Here is a 20,288-nt window from a genome sequence, read left to right on the forward strand (position 1 = left end):
GGAGGCCGATAATGAAATATGCAATCGTGGAGTCGGGCGGAAAACAATACCGCATGGAAGAGGGAGCGAGCCTCAAGGTCGACAGGATTCACGCCGAACCCGGCGCGGAAGTCTTCCTGGACAAGGTTCTGCTTGTCGGTGATGGCGATGAAGCCGCCGCCGGTCAACCGTACGTGCCGGAGGCCAAGGTGGCCTGTGAGGTCCTGGAGCACGGACGGGACAAGAAGATCATCGTGTTTCGGTTCTGGCGACGCAAGGATTCCAGGAAAAAGCAGGGGCATCGTCAGGAATTCACCCGAATCATGGTCAAATCCATTCAGGCTTAGCCAGGGAGAAGCATCATGGCACATAAAAAGGCTGGAGGAAGCTCCAGAAACGGTCGCGACAGCGCTGGTCAGCGTCGCGGTGTGAAGCGTTTCGGCGGCCAGCAGGTTTTGGCCGGCAATATCCTCGTCCGCCAGTTGGGGACCAAATTTCATCCCGGCAAGAATGTCGGCATGGGGCGGGATTACACCCTGTTCGCGTTGACCGACGGCGTGGTTCAGTTCGAACGCTACACCCGGCAACGTAAGGTCAAGACCAGGGTCATTATCGTTCCCGCGAGTTAGACCCAGCGGATTCCTTCCGGCATCGTGCGTTTATCCGGCATGATGCGGCAAGATTTTTAAAAGTGCGGACTCCGAAGTCCGCACTTTTTTTTTCCCCGCTTTTCTTTTGTGCCGGAGTTTGCTAAATTTGTTTTAAAAATCCTTGAGTGAGACTGTTTTCTCTCCCTCGCTCATCTTCAATCATCGGGAAAGTTCCATGGCTCTGAGCACACCAAGCACCTTGAATCTGCGGCAATCGCCGCCGATCAGCGCCAAGGAGTTCGCTGAACTGCGCCAATATATCTATGATCTTGCCGGTATCGACATCCCGGAGCGGCGCAAATATCTCCTAGAAAATCGTCTTGGCCCGCGGCTCTCGGAACTGGGTCTGCGCAGTTACGGCGAATACACGATGCTCCTGCGGCGCGGTCCGAGCAAGGACGAGGAGCTGAAATTCTTTTTTTCCAAGATCACCACCAATGAGACCAGCTTTTATCGGGATCTTAAGCAATTGGACGTCTTTGAAAAGCATGTGCTCAAGGAAGTGCTGGAGGAGCGGGGCAAAACGGACGACAAGGCCTTGCACATTTGGTCCGCCGGTTGTTCCTCCGGAGAAGAGCCCTATACCCTGGGCATCATGCTGCACGAGGCCTTGCGCATGTCCATCATCGGGTGGAAGATACGGATCACGGCCAATGATCTTTCCCCGGACATGGTCGCCAAGGCCAGGGACGGCTTGTACGGCGAACACGCCTTGCGAACCACGCCCAAGGACATCGTTGACCGGTATTTCTCCAAGGAGCCCAGCGGCTACAGAATTCACCCCAAGGTTAAAAAGCTCGTCTCTCTGGGGCTGATCAATCTGAACGACAAGCTGGCCGTGAAGCGCGTACCGCGGTCGCACATAATCTTTTGCCGCAACGTGATCATCTATTTTGACGACGACATGAAACAGAGAGTCATCGCCGGTTTTTACGACAATTTGCTGCCCGGGGGATACCTTGTGCTTGGTCACTCCGAAACCATTCACAAGCATTCTCGCGCCTTCAAGCCCCTGATCAAGCCCGGGGGGATCGTGTACAGAAAGGAAACGTGATGCGATTCGCTCGGATTTCTTACCGCAACGGAGGTTGGCTGTGATCAGAGTTTGCACGGAATATCTCCTTCCCGGCATGATAGTGGCTAAAAAAATTCCGGGGGTGGACGGAGGTATTCTTCTGGAGTCCGGCGCATTGCTTGGCGATGAGCAGATCGCCCTGCTCAAGAATATCGGTCTCTCCGCCGCATATGTGCGTTTGCCCGTGGAGATGGACTTGGAATCCGAGGCCGCGCGTCAGGCTGAGCGCCATGTTCGGAATTTTTTCATCTATGTCGATCCGGATCATGAAGCCCTGAAAAGTCTTTTTTCCATCGCCGTGAAGCGTACGGCCGCTGCCGTGACAAGCGGTTGGGAGATGCCCTGCGAGAGTGCGCTGCGGGCCAAAAACGTGGAGCACCTTTCCGACGAGTTCATCAAGGACGTGGGCAGCGCCGCGCAAATCGTCCGTCATGAGGTTGGTCTGGCCTCATTTCCGGACATTTACTTTAAAATCCGAGAAGTCCTGGACAATCCCAAGAGTTCGGCCCGGGACATCGCCGATGTGGTGAACACGGACGTGGGGTTTTCGGCCAAGCTGCTCAAGCTGGTGAACAGTCCTTTTTTTGGATTCACCGCCACCGTTGATTCCGTTTCCCGGGCGGTCTCCCTGGTCGGGGCTCAGGAAATTTCCACCCTGGCCTTGGGCATTTCGACCATCAACTATTTCAAGAACATTCCCCCTGAGTTGATGGACATGCGCACGTTTTGGCGCCACTCCCTGCGTTGTGCCGTGTTTGCCAAGCTGATCGCGTCCAAGTTGAAGCTGCCTTCCGAGCGTCATTTCACCGCCGGGTTGCTGCACGATGTCGGCCGATTGGTCATTTTTAAAAACATGGCCTATGCGTCGGTTGAAGCGCTGCTCTTGGCCCGGAGCGACATGGTTCCTCTGGTGGAGGCCGAAAACACGGTCTTGGACTATAACCATGCCGACGTGGGGGGGGTATTGCTGGCCGAGTGGGGTTTTCCAAAAGCCTTGAAGGACCTCATCAGCCACCACCATGCCCCGGAAGAGGCCGCATCCAGGAAAGAGGCCGCCATCATTCAGCTCGCGGACATCATGGCCAATGTTGCGGAAATATCCACCGGCGGTTTCTATGCATTGCCCGGAATGACTCAGGAAGATTGGGATCTTCTGGAGTTGGACGCTTACTTTTTGTCCAAGCTGATGGATATGCACGACGCTCACTTCGAGGAAATCACGGCCGTGCTGCTGTAGTCGGCCGCCATTCCCTTTTTCGCGATCATGGCAGTTCGCTTCGATGTCGGCATCATCAATCCGTTCCTGGACGCGGTTGTCGGTGTTCTGGGCATGATGGCCTCGGTGGAGGTCAAACCCGGCAAACCGTATATCAATCGCAAGCGGTCCGCGGTGGGCGACGTCACCGGGACCATCGGCATTTCCGGATCCGCCGACGGGGTGATGTCGTTGACCCTGGACGAGGCGGTGATTTTGAAGGTCGTCAACAACATGCTCGCCGAGAACTATACGGAGATCAACGATGAAATCGCGGACGCCGTGGGCGAGTTGACGAACATGATCGCCGGACAGGCTCGCCAGGATTTGGTCAAGGAAGGCCTGACCCTCAAAGCCTCCACTCCCACGGTGATCATCGGCAAGGGGCACAAGATCAGCCACATCACCTCATCCCCGATCCTGTCCATTCCCTTCGCCACCAGCGAAGGCTCGTTGGTGGTGGAGGTCTCCTTTGACTCCACGGAACCGGAAACCACCTGACTCACGCGCCACGTATCGCCGGGCACGTCCGAACCGAACCGCCGTGCTGACCATCAAATGTTCCGGCTGCAAAGCCAAGCTGTGGAAGTACAAAAAGATCGGACCGGGCAAGGTGCTGCGTTGCCACAAGGCCAGAATCAGCAAGCGGTTCGAGGTCCAAGAGCGGGGCGATAAGCTGATCTGTCCGTGCGGCCGGGAGATCGCGGCGGACAGGGGCCGATATTTTAAGATGCATCCGGACGCGTTTACCCACACCGGAACAAAAGATACGGCCTAGAGACACGTTCAGGCAATCGCCTTTCCATATGCTGTCACGCTTTTTTTTACGCAATCCCGCTACCCGCGCCTTTTACGACCAGTTCGTCGCCAGACCCGACTATTCGACCTGGAACTGGCTGCATGGCTATGTTTACGGTCGCTGGCCCCAACTGTACATCGCCCTGGGGACGGGGCGGCATCCGTTGGCTCGGGCTTTGAAGCCTCTGTTTTTCTTGTTTCGAAGGGCCGCGGCGTCGAGCGAAGCGCCCAGGTCCTCCAGCCCGGGAAGTAAAACCTTCGCCGATACCTATCACGGCAAGGTGTTGCACCTGGACCATGCCCGAAAACTGGTGACGGTGAACCGAGACATCGATCTCGGCGACCTGGAACAGGTCGTCCCGTATGCCGCGGCCCGGGAAATCGTGCTGCGGCATCCGGACCATATCCTGGCCCTGGACTGTCCGTGTCGGGCCTCCAGCCCTCATCCCTGTCTCCCGGTGGGCGTCTGCCTGATCGTGGGAGAGCCCTTTGCCGGATTCATCGCCGCGCACCATCCGGATAAAACCCGCTGGATCTCCCAGGAGGAAGCCCAGGAGATTCTCAAGGCGGAACACGACCGAGGCCACGTCCATCATGCCTTTTTCAAGGACGTGATGCTCGGCAGGTTCTACGCCATCTGCAACTGCTGCTCCTGTTGTTGCGGGGCCTTGCGGGCCCACCGGGGCGGGACGCCCATGCTGGCCTCGTCCGGGTACGTTTGCGCCATGGATCATGCGCGCTGCGTTGATTGCGGATTGTGCGCCAAGCAGTGCCAGTTCCGGGCCATTCAGCGACGGGGCGGGGAGTGGGAAGTGGACAGTGCCGCCTGCATGGGCTGCGGGGTTTGCGTCCCCAGGTGTCCGCAAGCCGCCCTGAACCTGGTCCGCGCTCCGCATCGCGGCGAACCGTTGGATATTCAAGAAATCATGACCCGTCGCGGCCTCTCCTGAAAAGAGTCCAGGCGGCTACGAACCATCAAGCAAGGTGAACCATGCGATTTGTCGATGAAGCGGAAATAACCGTGCGCTCCGGTCACGGTGGACATGGCTGCGTGTCCTTTCGGCGGGAAAAATACATTCCCAGGGGCGGTCCGGATGGCGGCGACGGAGGCCGGGGCGCGGATGTCGTGTTTCGGGCCGAACCCAAGCTGCTGTCCTTGTATGACTTTCGACTCAAGCGAGTCTACGAGGCCCGCAATGGTCAGCCCGGCTCAGGCCGCGAACGGACCGGCGCGGCCGCCGAGGACCTGATCGTGGATGTTCCGCTGGGCACGCAGCTGTACGAGGTGGACGAGGACGGAGAGCGCCGTCTGATCGTGGATCTCGCCGTTCCGGGCCAGACCATCGTTCTGGCCAAGGGCGGTCGGGGCGGCAAGGGCAACACCCATTTCAAGTCCGCCACCATGCGTACGCCTCGGTTCGCCCAGCCTGGAGAGGACGGCGAGGAAAAGAGGATTCGGCTGGAACTGAAAATCCTGGCCGACGTCGGGATCATCGGGCTGCCCAACGCGGGCAAGTCCACGCTGATTTCCGCGCTGTCCTCGGCCCGACCGAAGATCGCCCCGTATCCGTTCACCACCCTGTCCCCCAACCTGGGCGTGATGCAGGGCGAGCATGGGGAGCGCCTCGTGCTGGCCGATATTCCGGGACTGGTCAGCGGGGCGCATGAAGGGCGCGGGCTGGGACACAAATTCCTGAAGCACGTGGAACGGACCCGATTTCTGCTGCATGTCCTCAGCGTCGAAGAGATCGCCGGCCCCGAATCGTCGAAAGATGATCAGGGCGGAGATCCCTGGGCCGGTTACGCCCTGCTGGACGAGGAACTGGCCGGTTTCGATCCGGCCTTGAGCCGGAAGCGGCAGCTGCTGGTGGTGAACAAGATCGACCTCTGGCCCGAGGATCGCCTAGCCTGGTTGCGGGAGCGGGCGGAACAGGATCGGCCCGGGTTGATGTTGGTCTCCGCTCTGGAGGGAACGGGCCTGGAGGAACTGGAACGGCGGCTGTGGGCCCTGCTCGCGGAGTCGGCCGGAGAAGATGTGCCAAGGACAGAGGACCAAGCCGATGAGTGATGATCGCTTGCGGGCCCACCGCCTGTTTTTGACCGACCATCTGCGCAAGCAGACGGATTTTTCCAGGACCGCCCAAAATCTGGGGATCTCCCCGCCTCCGGTACAGAAACCGGCCCCTCTCGAAGCTCGAAAAGTCACGCTGTCCGCTCCGGACCAATGGCCGGACGCAATGGGGCGTACGCCTCTGATCCAGGCCATTGCCCAGAGGGAGAGTCGACGCGGGTATTCCGGCGAGGAACTGACCCTGGTCGAGCTGTCCTTTCTGCTTTGGGCCACCCAGGGAATCCGCAAGATGCTTGGCCAGGGCACGGCCTTGCGCACAGTGCCCTCGGCCGGAGCCCGGCACAGCTTCGAAACGTATCTGTTCATCAACAAGATTGTGGACGTGGCTCCAGGGCTGTACCGCTACCTGCCTCTGGACCACGCGCTGGTCCATGTCCGGGACGTGCCGGATATGGAGTCTGCTCTGGCCCGTGCCGCCTATGGTCAGAAATTCGTGGGCCGCGCCGCGGTCACCTTTGTCTGGGCCTGCATTCCTGAACGCATGGAATGGCGCTATGGTCTGACCGCCCATCGGGTCATTCTTCTGGACGCGGGCCATGTCTGCCAGAACCTTTATCTGGCCTGCGAGGCCGTGGGGGCCGGGACATGCGCCGTGGCCGCCTACGATCAGGCGGAAATGGATCAGCTGTTGGGCGTGGATGGCGAGGACGAATTTGCGGTCTACCTCGCGCCGGTGGGGAAGAAGGGATTGAAGATTGAAGATTGAAGATTGAAGATTGAAGATTGGAGATTGGAGATTGGAGATTGGAGATTGTGAACAGTCTGCAAGCGAGCAGTCAGGCGAAGAACAAAATCAACCTTGCAAAGGTTGATTTCAGACAGGTGGGTGGCAAAGAAAAAAGGCTTAAAGCTGTTTAGCTCTAAGCCCTTGAATTTGCTGGTAGCGGGGGAGGGATTTGAACCCTCGGCCTTCGGGTTATGAGCCCGACGAGCTGCCATACTGCTCCACCCCGCGCCAAAGAAGATAACATTTACTGACGGCCCGGATGAATGTCAAGCTGTTTGTGATTTTTCAAGAAAAAAATATCCGGCCTGGTGGGTTTGGCCCGGAGTTCTCCTTGGGCCGCCTTGACTTCCGGGGCGGCATACTTCAGATATTCTCGTTGGTTTTGAGCACATTTTTCTCATCACGTTTTTCGTCCATAAAGGCATTCCATGACCGACTACAAGAAAACCTTGAACCTGCCGCAAACGTCTTTCCCCATGCGGGCCAATTTGAGTCAGAACGAACCCAAGATGCTGGCTTTCTGGGAAAAAATCAACGCCTACGAGGCCATGATCGCTCCCAATGCCGGGGCGCGGACTTATGTTCTTCATGACGGCCCGCCGTATGCCAACGGCCATATTCACCTGGGCACGGCCCTGAACAAGGTTCTTAAGGACATCATCGTCAAGTCCCGGAACATGCAGGGGCTGCGCGCCGAGTACGTTCCCGGCTGGGACTGTCACGGACTGCCCATCGAACTCAAGGTGGAGCAGGAGTTCAAGCTGAAGCAGAAGCCCGTTTCCACCCTGGAAATCCGGGCCCGATGCCGGGAGTACGCCACCAAATACCTGGACATCCAGCGCGAGGAATTCAAGCGTCTGGGGGTGCTGGGCACCTGGGACGAGCCGTATCTGACCATGAAGCCGGCTTACGAGGCGGCCACGGCCAGGGAATTGGCCCGATTCATGGCCAAGGGCGCGGTGGTCCGGAACAAGAAGCCGGTGCACTGGTGCTGTTCTTGCGAAACGGCTCTGGCCGAGGCCGAGGTGGAGTACGCGGAGCATGGTTCCCCCTCGATTTACGTGGCCTTTCCGGTGAACGACCCCAGGCTGGCCGAAGTGTTTCCAGGCCTGGACGAGGCCCCGACGTCCATCGTGATCTGGACCACCACCCCCTGGACCATTCCGGACAACATGGCCGTGGCCGTGCACCCGGAGTTTTCATATGCCCTGGTTCAGACCAAAATGACTGAGGGAAGTGCGCGGTTCATCCTGGCCGAGGAACTGGTTCCCGGGTTGAAGGAGGTCTTCGGTTGGGCCGACGTTCAGGTGCTGGCCGGCGTGCCTGGGCAGCGCCTGGAGGGACTGCTGGCCGCGCATCCGTTTTACGATCGTCCTTCGCCGGTGGTCTTGGCGGATTACGTGACCCTGGAGGCCGGCACCGGCTGCGTGCACACCGCCCCCGGGCATGGCCGGGACGACTATGAAACCGGCTTGCGCTACGGCCTGGAGACCCTCTCCCCCCTGGACGACCGAGGCTGTTTCTCTCCCCAGACCGAGTTGGTGGGCGGACTGAACGTCTTCAAGGCCAACCCCAAGGTGATTGAAATCCTGGAACAAAACGGTCGGCTGCTGGCCCAGGAAAAAATCTCCCACTCTTACCCGCATTGCTGGCGCTGCCGCAAGCCGGTGATTTTTCGGGCCACCATGCAGTGGTTCATCTCCATGCAGGCGGATGATCTGCGCGGGAAGGCTCTGAATGAAATCGACCGGCGGGTGAACTGGATTCCGGCCTGGGGACGGGAACGAATCCATAACATGATCGCCAACCGCCCGGACTGGTGCATCTCCCGGCAGCGCAACTGGGGCGTACCCATCGTGGCCCTGATCTGCAAGGACTGCGGCCATACTTACACGGACCCGGACTGGGTCGTTTCCGTGGTGGATCGGTTCGCGGGGCACGAACGGGGAGCGGACTATTGGTTCGAGGCTGCTCTGGACGAGGTGGTCCCGGCCGGTCTGGCCTGCCCGGACTGCGCTTCGACCTTCTGGGAAAAGGAGGACGACATCCTGGACGTTTGGTTCGATTCCGGAACCAGTTTTGCCGCGGTTCTGGAACAACGTCCGGAATGCACGTTCCCGGCGGACCTGTATCTGGAAGGGTCGGACCAGCATCGCGGCTGGTTCCACAGCTCGCTGCTGGCCTCCGTGGGCACCCGGGGCACGGCTCCCTACAGGGCGGTTTTGACGCATGGCTACGTGGTGGACGCCAATGGCCGCAAGATGTCCAAGTCCGTGGGCAACGTCATCGCTCCCCAGGAGATCATCAAACAGTACGGCGCGGAAATTCTGCGGCTCTGGGTGGCCTCCGAGGACTACCAGGACGACGTGCGCATTTCCACGGAAACCTTGAACCGCCTGGTGGACGCCTATCGCCGCATCCGGAACACCTGTCGGTTCCTGCTGGGCAACCTTGCCGACTTCCGGCCTGCGGAGCACGCCGTGGCCACGGACCGGCTCCTGCCCCTGGATCGGTTCGCCCTGGATCTGTTCTCCCGACGGCACGCCAGGATCGCGGAGGCGTATGAACGGTACGAATTCCATAAAGTGTTCCATACCCTGCACAACATGTGCGTCACGGACCTGAGCGCCTTTTACCTGGATATCGTCAAGGACCGCCTGTACGTTTCCGCTTCGGGCGGCTTGGCCAGGCGCTCGGCCCAGACCGTGCTCTGGCGGGCCCTGGAGATGCTGCTCACGGACATGGCTCCGGTCCTGAGTTTCACCGCGGAAGAGGTGTATCAGCACCTGCCCGAGGACGTCCGCGGGACGTCGCCCAGCGTCTTCGGCCTGCGCTTTCAAGGCCCGGATATGTCGGCTCCAGCGGGTGCGATCGCCGACCCCCTGGCCGAAGAAGCGCGACAGGCCTGGGAAACCGTGATCCGGGTCCGGGCCGAAACCACCAAGGCCATCGAGCCGGTGCGCAAGGCCGGGATCGTGGGACACTCCCTGGATACGGAGGTGACCCTGTACGTCCATGGCGACCTGCTGGACGTGCTCCGGCCCATGGCCTCGATGCTCAGGGAAGTGTTCATCGTCTCCAAGGTGGAGGTCCGTCCGGAAAGCGAGGCCACTGAAAGCCAGGCGTCGGGCAATAAAGCTCCCAACCTTTTCGTCAGCGAAGAGGTCGACGGACTGCGCATCGCCGTGGCTCCGGCTCCCGGGACAAAGTGCCCCCGCTGTTGGGTCTACAGCGAGGAACTGGACGCGGAAGCCGCGGAGGGCGACGACGGCGTTTGCCCCCGCTGTCGGGAAGCCCTGGAGGGTCGGTAATGGCGCCCCGGTATCGTCTCGTTTTGACCCTGTCCCTGGTGGTGCTGGTCCTGGACCAGATCACCAAGCTCTGGGTGGCCGCGTCGTTGCCCTTGTGGACCTCCAAGACCGTGATTCCCGGCTTTTTCAATCTGGTGCACGTTTTGAACAAAGGCGCGGCCTTCGGCTTTCTGAGCGATCTGGACGCCCCGTGGCGGCCGTATTTCTTTCTGGGCGTGACCGCCCTGGCCGTGGTCCTGATCCTGCATCTGCTGCGCACCGTGCCCAGGGAGGATACCGTTTTATTCACGGCCCTGGGCCTGATTCTGGGCGGAGCCATGGGTAACCTGATCGACCGAATCCGCCTGGGCGAAGTGGTCGACTTTCTGGACTTCTACATCGGGCAGTACCATTGGCCGGCGTTCAACGTGGCGGATATCGCCATCAGCATCGGCTCGGTCCTGCTCCTGGTCTCGGTTTACCGCACCCGCCGTTACGGCTTGGCCTCCAAGGACGACGACTGATCCGAAAATTTGAGGAACCACTCATGTTTGATCTGCCGACATCGCAGCTTGTCTTGATCCTGGGGCTTCTGACCCTGCCCATTCTGCCCAACCTATGGGCCATTTGGCATTCGTTTCATTCGGAATTCGCCACGCCCCAGGAAAAAATGGCCTGGATCGCGGCCAGCGTTTTCCTGCCCGTTCTGGGCGGGCTGGTCTATTTGATCTGGGGCCGTAAACGAGCCCGGAGGGAACAATGAAATACCGTTTGATTATCGTGCTGATCAGCCTGCTCACGGCGTCCTGCATGGCGTCCCGGAGCGAGATGGACACCCTGTCCGCCCGGGTCTGGGATCAGGAGCAGCAGCAGCGCCGGTTGCAGGGCCAGTTGGCCGCCCTGGATCAGGAACTGACCAGGCTGTTGACGGAAATGGAAGGCGTGAGCACCCCAATGCGAGCCACCCAGGCCAATCTGTGGGCCGAAATCGAAAGCCTGCGCATCCAGACCGCCACCATGCAGGGCCAGATGGAGGAGTTGCAACGCATGCTCCAGGGGGATCGCCCTGGAGAAGGCGGGCATATCGCGGACCTCGGCCGCCGGGTGGCCTACCTGGATCGTTCCGTGACCATGATCGCCAGCCAGTTGGCCCTGGACCTGGGGCCGAGACCGGACGGGCCGGCCGCGACGCAGCCGGACTTGCCCGGCTTACCGGACGGGCCGGATCAGTTGATCATGGTTGATCCGGACGTCGTGATGCCGGGCCGCCCGCAGCCGCCAATGGTCCCCTCCACCGCGGACGATCCGGCCCAGGCCTTGTACGATCTGGCCCTACAGGCTTTTCACGACCGCAACTACGCCCAGGCCCAGCGGATGTGGCAGGAATTCGCCACGACCTTTCCCCAGCACCCTCTGCTGTCCAACGCCTTGTTCTGGCAGGGGGAAAGCTTTTTCCAGATGGAAGATTACGGCCAAGCCGTGCTGGCCTACCAGGACGTGATCAGCAAGCATCCCGAGAGCAACAAGTACACGGCCGCCATGCTCAAGCAGGGAGCATCCTTTTTCCGGCTGGGCAAGGACAGGGCCGGGGTGCTGGTCTTGGAAGATCTGGTCAACCGGTTTCCGGATCAGCCCGAGGCCGTCCGGGCCAAGAGTATGCTGGATGAACAGCGGGGGCGGTAGGAAATCATGTCCGAAACCAAGGAAACCATCTACCTGACCTTTCCTCCCGACGTCTCCAATCAGCCCGTGGTCTGCAATCTGGCCCGGGTCTACGACTTGACCTTCAACATCCTTAAGGCCCGCATTTCTCCGAAGCAGGAAGGGCAGATGACCTTGGAGATCATCGGGGATCGGAAGAAGTGTCGCGAGGGGCTGCGGTATCTCAAGGAGCACGGGGTGGCCATCACCCCGGTGGCCCAGAAGATTCGCCGTATTGAGGATTCCTGCGTCCACTGCGGCCTGTGCACGGCATTATGCCCGACCAAGGCCCTGCGTGTGGACCTGAACAGCCGGGAAGTTCTGTTTTTGCGGGAGAAATGTTCGGCCTGCGGCCTGTGCACCAGCCTGTGCCCGGTGAAGGCCATGGTCCTGGAAACCGAGAACGGGATTTGGGAGGCGATCACGGAGGGAGCATGAGCGAGCAAAAGCGGACCTATTCCAGGGTGGAAGCCTTTTTTCCGGGGCGGCTGCGTCTTCTCGCGCCGGGAGAAGAAAACGCCGTTTACCAGGGATGCTTCGGTTGCGACGCAGCCCAGAGCGCGGCGTTACGGCCCAAGGGCGCGAACATGCCGGAGGCCCTGCTGGATTTTCTGGAAACCATCAATTCCAAGCTGGACATGCTGCTCAGCCTGGCCAATCGGGAGCACCTGGAAAGCACGTTCCCCGTGGCCGTGAACATCGTGGAAATCAGCGGCGCGGGGCTGATTTTCACCGCGGACCGGGAGTTCGCCCTGGACGACCGATTGGAACTGGTGCTCTTCCTGAGTCAGTTCCCGTTGCAGACGGTCGGGGTCATGGGCCGAATTCATCGCCGGGACGACCGGGCCGGCAATTCGGCCTGGGCCGTGGACTTCACCTCCATCCGCGAACAGGATCGGGAGGCCATAGTCCGGTACGTCTTTCAACAGCAACGGGAGCGTATCCGGGAGAGCAAACAATGGAACTGACCGACTCCTTGCTGGAACTGGCCGCTGAGCGCTGCCGGGCCGTGGCTGGAGACATGCTCAACGGGATCGTGCACAATCTGAACAACCCGGTGCACGCCCTGACCATGCAAACGGAACTGCTTCGCAACTCCCTGGCCAAGGAGGGGCTGGACGCGTTGCGTCCGAACCTGCTGGAGAAGTGCACGCGGCTGGAGCGCGTGGCCCAGGAGTTGAAATCGCAGCTCGACGTCCTTTCCTGGCGGGACGCCTACGTCAATCCGACTCGACAGCTCATCGACCCCACGCATTTCGGTTCCTGGCTGCTCCAGTTCTGGCAGAGCGATCTGCTGTTCAAGCACAACGTCGCCGCGACCCTCGCCACTGACCCCCCGCCCCCTCATATCCAAGCCGTTCCCCTGGCCTTGACCTGGTGTCTGGAAGAACCTTTGACGGCCCTGCTGTCCGCCTTTAGGGACGACAACGCCGGGGGAACGTCGGGCTTGGCCCTGAAGTTGGCTTTGGGGTTCGGGCCGTTGCCCGGCGGAGGCTTGGCGGTCCGGATGGCCACGACCCCGGAGACCGAGGAAGTCGGCGGCATGGCGGGTGAAATCCGGCATGTCCCGGAATTGCAAGAGCTGACCTCCGCCTTGGGATGGGACTGGAGCGCCGACCTGAACCAGGGGAGGCTGTCCGTGCGCGTGGCTGTTCCGGGAAAGGCGGGGTAACAAGCTGTTGAAAAATCCCCGCTTGCTGCGTTGCTGCAAAAAGTTCAAACCCTCACGTATGAATATATGCGCTTCGGCCTTTCACTTTTTTTGTGCCTTGCCAGCGGGGTTTTTGAACAGCCTGCGGAATTCGGCTTTTTTAACACACTGGTAGGGAGGCTGAGCGAATGGGCGAACATGACGCGATGAACGTTTTGGCCGAATTATCCATTTTCCCCATGGACAAGGGCGACAGTCTGGCGCCCTACGTGGCCCGGGCCGTGGCCATCATCCGGCAAAGCGGATTGGCCTCTACGTTCGGCCCCATGAGCACGGTGATCGAAGGCCGCTGGGATCAGGTGATGGACGTGGTGGGGCGTTGCCAGGCGGATCTTGCGACGGACTGCGACCGGATTCTGGTTTATCTGCGCCTGGATTGTCGGCGGGGCCGGGAGGACGCCATTGGTTCCAAGATGCGCTCCGTGGAGGCCAGGCTTGCTGGAGCGTGACTCCGCTCCAGTCTTCCCATGACCTTTTCACCGGTTTGCTTTACCGGCATATCGCCCGACCCTTATGCGTCGCGTTTCGCGCCGCGGGTCGGGCTTTTTTCATGACCCTCATCCATCTCGTCGCCAACAAAGCGAGCCGGACGCCATGACACTGGACCAACTGACGATCATCGTCGTTCTCGTGGCCGCCATGGGCATGTTCATTTGGGGCAAATGGCGGCACGACATGGTGGCCGCCGGTGCGCTATTGGCCTGCGTCTTCACCGGACTGGTGCCCGGGACCGAGGCGTTCTCCGGATTCGGACATCCGGCCGTGATCACCGTGGTCTGCGTTCTCGTGCTCAGTCACGGCCTGCAGGTTTCCGGGGCCGTGGACGAACTGGCTCGACGGGTTCTGCCGTCCTCCGCCGGGCGGACCAGGAGCATTGCTTCCCTGACCGGCCTCGGGGCCGTGCTTTCCGGGTTCATGAACAATGTCGGGGCCATGGCCTTGCTGATGCCGGTGGCGGTCAAGGTTTCGGGCAAGCTGGGACTGACTCCGGGCAAGGTCTTGATGCCTCTGGCCTTCGGCTCAATCCTGGGCGGGACCATCACCCTGATCGGCACCCCGCCGAACCTGATCGTCTCCGGGTTCCGGGCCGAGGCCGGGTTGGGCGGCTTCGGCATGTTCGACTTCACCCCGGTGGGGCTTGCCGTAACCGTCGCGGGCCTGACCTTCATCTCCCTTGTGGGGTGGCGGCTGGTTCCCGGACGCAGGCAGTCGGACACGGACGACTTCGATACCGCGGTCTACACCACGGAAGTGCGGATCACCGAGGACAGCAAGGCCGCCGGGAAACAGCTGCGGGACGTGGAGCGATCCCTGGACGAGGCCGATGCCGTTATCGTGGGGCTGGTCCGGAGCGGATTCCGGCTGTCCGCGCCGTATCCGGGACGGATCTTGCGCAATGGGGACATTCTGGTGATTCAGGCCGAGCCCAAATCCCTGGCATCCGTACTGTCCGGGCTGGGATTGAAGCTGGAAGAAAACGTGCCGCCTCCGCCAAGCCAAAAGCAGGAGTCGGCGCAAGGCGCTCAGGACGACCACTCTTCCGACGAACCGAACCGGGAGAAGGGGGCGTCCGGAAAAAAAGGCGAACAAGAAGAAGGGAAAACCAAGCCCAGCGAGATCATCGTCCAGGAACTGGTGGCCATGCCCAGCGCGATCCTGATCGGCCGCTCGGCCAGGGATTTGGAACTGCGCACCCGCTTCGGCATCAATCTGTTGGCCATTTCCCGGCAAGGGCACCGGTCCATCAAACGGCTGCGTTCAACGCCGATCCAGGCCGGAGATGTACTGTTGCTGCAGGGCGCACCGGAAGTTCTGTCCGGTTTTGCGTCGGAGTTCGGCTGCGTGCCCCTGGCACCGCGGGACGTGCGGGTTCCGGCGAAAGGTCAGGCCGTGAAGGCGTCCCTGATCATGGTCAGCGCGGTGTCCGCCACGGCCCTGGGGGGGGTGCCCGTGGCGGTGGCCTTTGCCACCGGGGTTCTGGCGATGATGGCCCTGCGCGTGGTCTCGCCGCGTTCGGTTTATCAGGCCGTGGATTGGCCCGTGATCGTTCTGTTGGGGGCCATGCTGCCTGTGGCCGGGGCCATGGCGTCCACCGGAGCCGCGGACCTGATCGCCCGGTTTCTTCTGGACACGGTGGCCCAGGGCCACGCCGTGCTCGGCTTGGCGGTGATCCTGGTGGCAACCATGCTCATCACCGACTTCATGAACAACGCGGCCACCGCCGCGGTGATGTGCCCCATCGCCCTGAGCACCGCGTCCCAACTGGGAGTCAATCCGGACTCCTTTTTGATGGCCGTGGCCATCGGCGCGTCCTGCGCCTTCCTGACGCCCATCGGCCACCAGAACAACACGTTGATCCTGGGACCGGGCGGATTCCACTTCGGGGACTACTGGCGCATGGGCCTGCCCACGGACATCCTGGTCGTCGCCGTGACGCTGCCTATGTTGCTTTGGGTCTGGCCGTTGTAGGCGGATGGGACGGCTTGAATCAGAACGGACGCTCCCGATCAACGATCAAGGCCGATTTGAGCGCCTTGACACCCGTTCCGCGTACCGAGTACCTGAGCACGGACCACCGGATGAAGGTTCATGCCGGATTCCCTGGGCTTGGTCCGTGGAAGAGACGGCCGCTGTGTCACGCGGCCACCCACATAATCCGCATCACACGCTGCGTCATTTTATGAACACACCCTGTCCGAACACCGTCCCCTACCGAGGCGGCATCACACGGGAACGGCGCGAGCGCCTGTTGAAGCAGAAAAGCATGGTCCTCTGGTTCACGGGCCTGTCCGGCTCCGGCAAGTCCACTATTGCCCACGCCGTTGAGGAGCGGCTTCACGCCGCGGAAAGGCTGACCTACGTTTTTGACGGGGATAATGTCCGTCAGGGTTTGTGCAGCGATTTGAGCTTCTCGCCCGAGGGTCGGGCCGAGAATCTGCGGCGCATCTCCGAGATGGTCAAGCTTTTTTTGGACGCCGGGATCATTTGCATGACCGCGTTCATTTCTCCCTTGCGCGCCGACCGGGAGCGATGCAAGCAGCTTATCGACGGCGGACGGTTTTTCGAGGTCTACGTCAAGTGTCCCTTGGAAGTGTGCGAGGAGCGGGACGTCAAAGGACTGTACAAGCTGGCCCGGCAGGGCAAGATCAAAAACTACACGGGCATATCCGCGCCCTACGAGGAGCCGAACAACCCCGATTTGGTTCTGGAAACTGACAATTGTTCCTTAAATGAATGCGTTCAGCAGGTTATGGAGTTTATCGCAGCACGGACTTGAGCTATCAGTATACCGGCACGCCCAATTGCCCACTCTCCCCACTGTTTGGCGGATTGCAGCCGTTGGTTGTCGGAAACAGACGGATCGTATTCCTGGCTGACCAGCGCATTGCGCCGAACTACAGAGTTGTCCGGCAAAGCGCTGAGCAGGGCCTTGTACAGGCTACCGGCCTGGGCATGATCCCCGGCTTCTCTGGCTACATTGGCCAGATTCACAGCCGGACGCAGAATGTTGGGAGCAATGGCGCGTACCTGTTCAAAGCACTGCCTGGCCTTGGTCAGAAACCCGAAGTGCAGCAGCAAGGCTCCGATGTCCAGAAGCTGGTCAGGATCGTTGACGTGTTCCGTAATGGCCTTGTCGCAGACTGAAAGAAAGCCGGGGAAGTCGGCTTTGGAGGCAAATTGCAGGGCTTCCTGGCGGATAGACATGGTTCGAAAGGCGATCCAACTTTAGAGTAGCTGGTTTATTGCCGCACATCCTCGACAATCGGCAGCAGCTCCCGCAATTCCTTGTAGTAGGCATTCCTGGCTGTCTGGAACGCCGCAAGTTCAGCCTGCAACTCAGTGATGCGCTTGTCGCAGAACTGGATGGATTCAATCTGTGCCAAGGTTTTTGGTGAAAGGCTTTCCCGCTCGTAGGATTTGCCGTCGATGGTGACGAAAGACATGGCTTGGCCATCGCCCCTACTGAAACTTGATCATGTCGTCATCGAACTCAATAGAAGCCTGAAAAGGCTGATTCTGCTGGGCCATCTTGGACGCAACCTGTGCATGGGCTTCGGCCAGTTTGGCCAGGGTTGCCAAGTGCTGCATGGAAAGCATTTGGCAATAAGCCATGGGCAGGGCTCCGGCTTGGCGCAGTTCCAGGAAAGCCTCGCCTGGAAGCTGGTTCAGGGCTTGCTCGTCGATCTGGAACAGTCCGTTGATGGTTTTCTCGCCTTCTGGCGTCTTCAGGGTGATGGGCCAGGGTTTGATCACCTGATGTTTGGCCAGAACCGCGCACATCCGGGCTGTGGCCTGCTGGTTGGCTTCAATCTTTTGCAGAAACTCCAGCACCTGCTTGACTGGTTCAGAGGGCTCACCGGACTCGTCGAAAAAGGCTTCCCCTTCAGGCCCGTCGGTAATCAGCCCGGAGTCCTGATCCACACAGAGCACAAGCTGGTTGTCTTGAGACTTGGCCAGCTTGAACGGGTGGCCGCGCAGGGCTGAAGGCACGTATGCACCAACCCACTGGCCATTGGCGGCCACGAACAGGTTCTTGCCTTGTTCAAGGCCGAGTAAGGCTACTGGGAAGAATACGTCGTTCTGCTGGATAAAGGCGATGGGAAAGGCGGTGACAGCCTTTGGCAACTCAGCGGCCACCAGGGGCAGGAAGGTTTCTTTCTGTGCGAATGCGTAGGAGTCGAAACGCTTCCAGCGTTTGGATGCATGATTCTCTTTGCTGACGGGTACGTAGTTGGGCATGAGGTCTCCTTGAAAACGAAAAGATCAGTGTACCTCTTCAACTACGAGAGGGCAAACCAGCTATCGGCTTACACCAGCCGCAAGCCGTTTCATCGAATAAACCCCCTCCACCCCACCAACCGGCGTAAACTTCCGTTCATCCTTGGAATCCAGCAGGTACTTCACTCCGTCGAACACCTCGGCCACGAACTTTTTTGAGCCGATAATGCCGCTGTCCGTGAAATACCGGCAGCGGTGGCGGAAGATGTCAGAGCGGCTGAGTTTGTAGCCTTTTTTGCGTTCGCGTTTGACTTGATCGTGACGGACAAAGCGAGGAATGCGGCCCACCAGAGACTCCTTGGTCGGGGTGAGTGAGGGTGAAGAAATGGTTAGCGGGAGGGGCGGGGATAGTCAAGAAAAATAAACCTGGCACTATTCGTGCTAAAAGGCAAATGAGAGGGTCACTCCCAGAGCAGGAAGCAGAACAGGATGGGGCAATGCCGGTTCGGCCAGAAGGGCAGGGCTTGAAAGGAAGCTGAGGGTGATTGGCTTTCTCAGGTTATGGGCAAAAGAAAGGGAAGCTGGTTGGCTTCCCTTTTACTGAGTTTGGTCTTTTCGGTCAGTTGGCTTCAGTTGTCCTTGAACACATCGCCACTTTCATTCTTGCATCCCTTGTTGACCAAGTATTCCTTCGAGGTTATATGGTGAACCATGTCTTGGGAAGTTGAATATTCGGATGAGTTCGGTGAATGGTGGGCTACCCTGTCTGAAGATGAACAAATTTCACTGGATGCTTCCGTGCGCTTGCTGGAAAGTCGCGGTCCAGTGTTGGGCTTCCCGCATTCAAGTAAGGTTATGGGGTCAAGACACGGGCATATGCGAGAACTCCGCACTCAGCACGAGGGCAGACCCTTACGCACTTTGTATGCGTTTGATCCCAGACGCGTGGTGATTTTACTGATCGGCGGGGATAAGACCGGTGATGACAGGTGGTATGAATCGTATGTGCCGATTGCTGACAGGCTCTATGATGAACACCTGGAGCAGCTTCAAAAGGAGGGGCTGATTGATGGCAAATAAATTCTCAGAATTACGTTCAAAAATGTCTTCTGACGCACAAAGCCGATCAAAGGCGAAAGCGCAAGCCCTATTGGATCAGATGCCCCTCAACGAGTTGCGGCAGGCTCGGGGGTTGTCCCAAAAAATGTTGGCGGAATTGCTTCATGTGCAGCAACCGTCCATCGCCAAGCTGGAAAAGCGTACGGATATGTATCTCTCGACTCTTCGCAGTCATATCGAAGCCATGGGAGGGGAGCTTGAGGTCGTTGCTCGTTTTCCAGAGGGAATAGTCAAGATCAGTAATTTTTCGGGCCTGGACAGCGAACATGCCCAGAGCGTTTGAAAAATCTGTTGATCCCCGGTGCCTCCCCATACCCCCAACGGCTTTAACCGCAAAGCAGAGGATCAGCTTCACTGAGTTCTGTCTTTGGATCAACCGGTTCAATCCGGCAAAAGCTCACCGGCCAGCCTTCTGATCTCTGCCTCATCCACCACTGACTTGCAGGCAATCATCCATAAGGAGAACGCATGAAGGCGGCGTTTGCCGGCCATTGTCTGGAAACCGGCTTCTTGGAGGGCCAGGGTCAGGGATCTGAGGGTGAAGCCGCATTTGTGGGCCATGTAGTGGTGACACCGGCAGCCAGGGCTGGTCCGTGGCCGTAGAGGATGTCCAAGGGCGTGATCGGACCGGCGGGTGAGTGATACGCAGGGGTCGGTCAATTTGTCCTGGACTACCAGGGTGCAGACGGCTTGCAGGTCCGGGCAGGTGATCACAAGAAACCCTTCTGGTTTGAGCACACGCAGGAACTCCTTGAGCACCTGGGGAACTTCGAAGGCGTGAACGTGCTCAATATTGTGGGCGGAGTACACCGCGTTCATGGATTCGTCGGCCACGGCGTGCATGTCCTGCATGGAACCAATAATGTCCGGCTGGTTGGCCGGGTCGATGTCCAGGCGGATTTCCTGCCATGTCTGGGCCTGAAAGCCCGAAGGCAACTTTGCGCCGGATTTGGGATGGCCTGGGCCGACGTGGAGAACGGTTTTGAGTGGCATAGCGGGCTTTTACTGCTTGGTCTGAATTTCCCTGTACAGGTCAATTATACATAGCGTCATAAATATTTGCGTATAGTTCCGAACAAGGTTATCTTAGGCGCATGCAAAAGCTTAAGATAGCAGAAGCCGAACTTGTGATT

Annotated in this window: 25 protein-coding genes, 1 tRNA gene and 1 pseudogene; 21 read left to right on the forward strand and 6 right to left on the reverse strand. The window is 59.5% G+C overall.

Going from position 1 to position 20,288, the window contains the following annotated elements:
* Positions 1-11: 11 nt before the first annotated feature.
* The 9 genes from rplU to AC559A_RS08070 all read left to right on the forward strand — a co-directional run bounded on the left by rplU (position 12) and on the right by AC559A_RS08070 (position 6,594).
* A complete protein-coding gene (rplU, locus tag AC559A_RS08030) occupies positions 12-326 on the forward strand; it encodes a 50S ribosomal protein L21 (RefSeq protein WP_031385381.1) in 315 nt (104 codons plus the stop codon).
* Between the two features lie 15 nt (positions 327-341).
* The gene (gene rpmA / locus AC559A_RS08035) at positions 342-608 is read left to right on the forward strand and encodes a 50S ribosomal protein L27 (protein WP_498817326.1); all 267 of its coding nucleotides are present in this window, start codon (positions 342-344) and stop codon (positions 606-608) included.
* A gap of 196 nt (positions 609-804) precedes the next feature.
* A complete protein-coding gene (locus AC559A_RS08040) occupies positions 805-1,683 on the forward strand; it encodes a CheR family methyltransferase (protein ID WP_028572325.1) in 879 nt (292 codons plus the stop codon).
* Between the two features lie 40 nt (positions 1,684-1,723).
* On the forward strand, positions 1,724-2,941 hold the full coding sequence (locus AC559A_RS08045) for an HDOD domain-containing protein (RefSeq protein ID WP_035261660.1): 1,218 nt from the start codon (positions 1,724-1,726) through the stop codon (positions 2,939-2,941).
* 27 nt (positions 2,942-2,968) lie between these two features.
* Positions 2,969-3,460 (forward strand): chemotaxis protein CheX, encoded by a 492-nt coding sequence (locus tag AC559A_RS08050; protein ID WP_028572323.1) that lies wholly within the window; start codon positions 2,969-2,971, stop codon positions 3,458-3,460.
* Positions 3,461-3,503: 43 nt separating this feature from the next.
* The gene (locus AC559A_RS08055; protein ID WP_498817328.1) at positions 3,504-3,737 is read left to right on the forward strand and encodes a hypothetical protein; all 234 of its coding nucleotides are present in this window, start codon (positions 3,504-3,506) and stop codon (positions 3,735-3,737) included.
* 28 nt (positions 3,738-3,765) lie between these two features.
* Complete coding sequence (locus tag AC559A_RS08060; RefSeq protein WP_498817330.1) at positions 3,766-4,707, forward strand: 4Fe-4S binding protein; 942 nt, start codon at positions 3,766-3,768, stop codon at positions 4,705-4,707.
* Between the two features lie 41 nt (positions 4,708-4,748).
* Positions 4,749-5,825 carry a GTPase ObgE gene (gene obgE / locus AC559A_RS08065; protein ID WP_498817332.1) on the forward strand — a complete coding sequence of 359 codons (1,077 nt, stop codon included), beginning with the start codon at positions 4,749-4,751 and terminating at the stop codon, positions 5,823-5,825.
* Complete coding sequence (locus AC559A_RS08070) at positions 5,818-6,594, forward strand: SagB/ThcOx family dehydrogenase (RefSeq protein WP_028572320.1); 777 nt, start codon at positions 5,818-5,820, stop codon at positions 6,592-6,594. The genes obgE and AC559A_RS08070 overlap by 8 nt, the downstream gene beginning before the upstream one ends.
* A gap of 172 nt (positions 6,595-6,766) precedes the next feature.
* Here the strand turns inward: AC559A_RS08070 and AC559A_RS08075 are convergent.
* Positions 6,767-6,843 (reverse strand) — tRNA-Met (locus AC559A_RS08075).
* A 200-nt stretch (positions 6,844-7,043) separates the two neighbouring features.
* On the opposite strand from AC559A_RS08075, the gene ileS reads away from it, so the two are divergent.
* The 10 genes from ileS to cysC all read left to right on the forward strand — a co-directional run bounded on the left by ileS (position 7,044) and on the right by cysC (position 16,594).
* Entirely contained in the window at positions 7,044-9,926 is a 2,883-nt protein-coding gene (gene ileS / locus AC559A_RS08080; RefSeq protein ID WP_498817334.1) for an isoleucine--tRNA ligase, read from the forward strand.
* Positions 9,926-10,429: a signal peptidase II gene (lspA, locus tag AC559A_RS08085; RefSeq protein ID WP_028572318.1), complete on the forward strand. Its 504-nt coding sequence runs from the start codon at positions 9,926-9,928 to the stop codon at positions 10,427-10,429. Before ileS ends, lspA begins: the two co-directional genes overlap by 1 nt.
* 23 nt (positions 10,430-10,452) lie before the next feature.
* Positions 10,453-10,668, forward strand: coding sequence for a PLD nuclease N-terminal domain-containing protein (locus AC559A_RS08090; protein ID WP_028572317.1), 216 nt, complete (start codon positions 10,453-10,455; stop codon positions 10,666-10,668).
* Positions 10,665-11,588 carry a tol-pal system protein YbgF gene (gene ybgF / locus AC559A_RS08095; RefSeq protein WP_498817337.1) on the forward strand — a complete coding sequence of 308 codons (924 nt, stop codon included), beginning with the start codon at positions 10,665-10,667 and terminating at the stop codon, positions 11,586-11,588. Before AC559A_RS08090 ends, ybgF begins: the two co-directional genes overlap by 4 nt.
* Before the next feature lie 6 nt (positions 11,589-11,594).
* Positions 11,595-12,044, forward strand: a complete 450-nt coding sequence (locus AC559A_RS08100; RefSeq protein ID WP_028572316.1) for an NIL domain-containing protein — start codon at positions 11,595-11,597, stop codon at positions 12,042-12,044.
* A complete protein-coding gene (locus AC559A_RS08105; protein WP_028572315.1) occupies positions 12,041-12,574 on the forward strand; it encodes a PilZ domain-containing protein in 534 nt (177 codons plus the stop codon). The genes AC559A_RS08100 and AC559A_RS08105 overlap by 4 nt, the downstream gene beginning before the upstream one ends.
* Positions 12,565-13,278, forward strand: coding sequence for a hypothetical protein (locus AC559A_RS08110; protein WP_498817339.1), 714 nt, complete (start codon positions 12,565-12,567; stop codon positions 13,276-13,278). The genes AC559A_RS08105 and AC559A_RS08110 overlap by 10 nt, the downstream gene beginning before the upstream one ends.
* Positions 13,279-13,445: 167 nt before the next feature.
* Positions 13,446-13,766, forward strand: coding sequence for an MTH1187 family thiamine-binding protein (locus AC559A_RS08115; RefSeq protein WP_498817341.1), 321 nt, complete (start codon positions 13,446-13,448; stop codon positions 13,764-13,766).
* A 145-nt stretch (positions 13,767-13,911) separates the two neighbouring features.
* Positions 13,912-15,786: an SLC13 family permease gene (locus AC559A_RS08120; protein WP_498817343.1), complete on the forward strand. Its 1,875-nt coding sequence runs from the start codon at positions 13,912-13,914 to the stop codon at positions 15,784-15,786.
* A gap of 211 nt (positions 15,787-15,997) precedes the next feature.
* A complete protein-coding gene (gene cysC / locus AC559A_RS08125; RefSeq protein ID WP_498817345.1) occupies positions 15,998-16,594 on the forward strand; it encodes an adenylyl-sulfate kinase in 597 nt (198 codons plus the stop codon).
* On the opposite strand, the gene AC559A_RS08130 is transcribed toward cysC, so the two are convergent.
* From AC559A_RS08130 to AC559A_RS08145, 4 genes and pseudogenes are all read right to left on the reverse strand, one after another.
* The gene (locus tag AC559A_RS08130) at positions 16,558-17,022 is read right to left on the reverse strand and encodes a hypothetical protein (RefSeq protein WP_498817347.1); all 465 of its coding nucleotides are present in this window, start codon (positions 17,020-17,022) and stop codon (positions 16,558-16,560) included. The genes cysC and AC559A_RS08130 overlap by 37 nt on opposite strands.
* A 35-nt stretch (positions 17,023-17,057) precedes the next feature.
* A complete protein-coding gene (locus AC559A_RS08135) occupies positions 17,058-17,261 on the reverse strand; it encodes a hypothetical protein (protein WP_498817349.1) in 204 nt (67 codons plus the stop codon).
* Between the two features lie 16 nt (positions 17,262-17,277).
* On the reverse strand, positions 17,278-18,057 hold the full coding sequence (locus AC559A_RS08140; protein WP_498817351.1) for a SapC family protein: 780 nt from the start codon (positions 18,055-18,057) through the stop codon (positions 17,278-17,280).
* Positions 18,058-18,117: 60 nt separating this feature from the next.
* Positions 18,118-18,348: pseudogene (locus AC559A_RS08145) on the reverse strand (hypothetical protein); the annotation flags it as partial.
* Between the two features lie 399 nt (positions 18,349-18,747).
* On the opposite strand from AC559A_RS08145, the gene AC559A_RS08150 reads away from it, so the two are divergent.
* The gene (locus AC559A_RS08150) at positions 18,748-19,116 is read left to right on the forward strand and encodes a type II toxin-antitoxin system RelE/ParE family toxin (protein ID WP_498817353.1); all 369 of its coding nucleotides are present in this window, start codon (positions 18,748-18,750) and stop codon (positions 19,114-19,116) included.
* Positions 19,106-19,438, forward strand: coding sequence for an XRE family transcriptional regulator (locus AC559A_RS08155; RefSeq protein ID WP_028572306.1), 333 nt, complete (start codon positions 19,106-19,108; stop codon positions 19,436-19,438). Before AC559A_RS08150 ends, AC559A_RS08155 begins: the two co-directional genes overlap by 11 nt.
* A 98-nt stretch (positions 19,439-19,536) precedes the next feature.
* On the opposite strand, the gene AC559A_RS08160 is transcribed toward AC559A_RS08155, so the two are convergent.
* Entirely contained in the window at positions 19,537-20,148 is a 612-nt protein-coding gene (locus tag AC559A_RS08160; RefSeq protein ID WP_498817355.1) for a class I SAM-dependent methyltransferase, read from the reverse strand.
* Positions 20,149-20,288: the final 140 nt, after the last annotated feature.

This window comes from Desulfonatronum zhilinae, from assembly GCF_900182865.1.
Lineage (GTDB): Bacteria > Desulfobacterota > Desulfovibrionia > Desulfovibrionales > Desulfonatronaceae > Desulfonatronum > Desulfonatronum lacustre.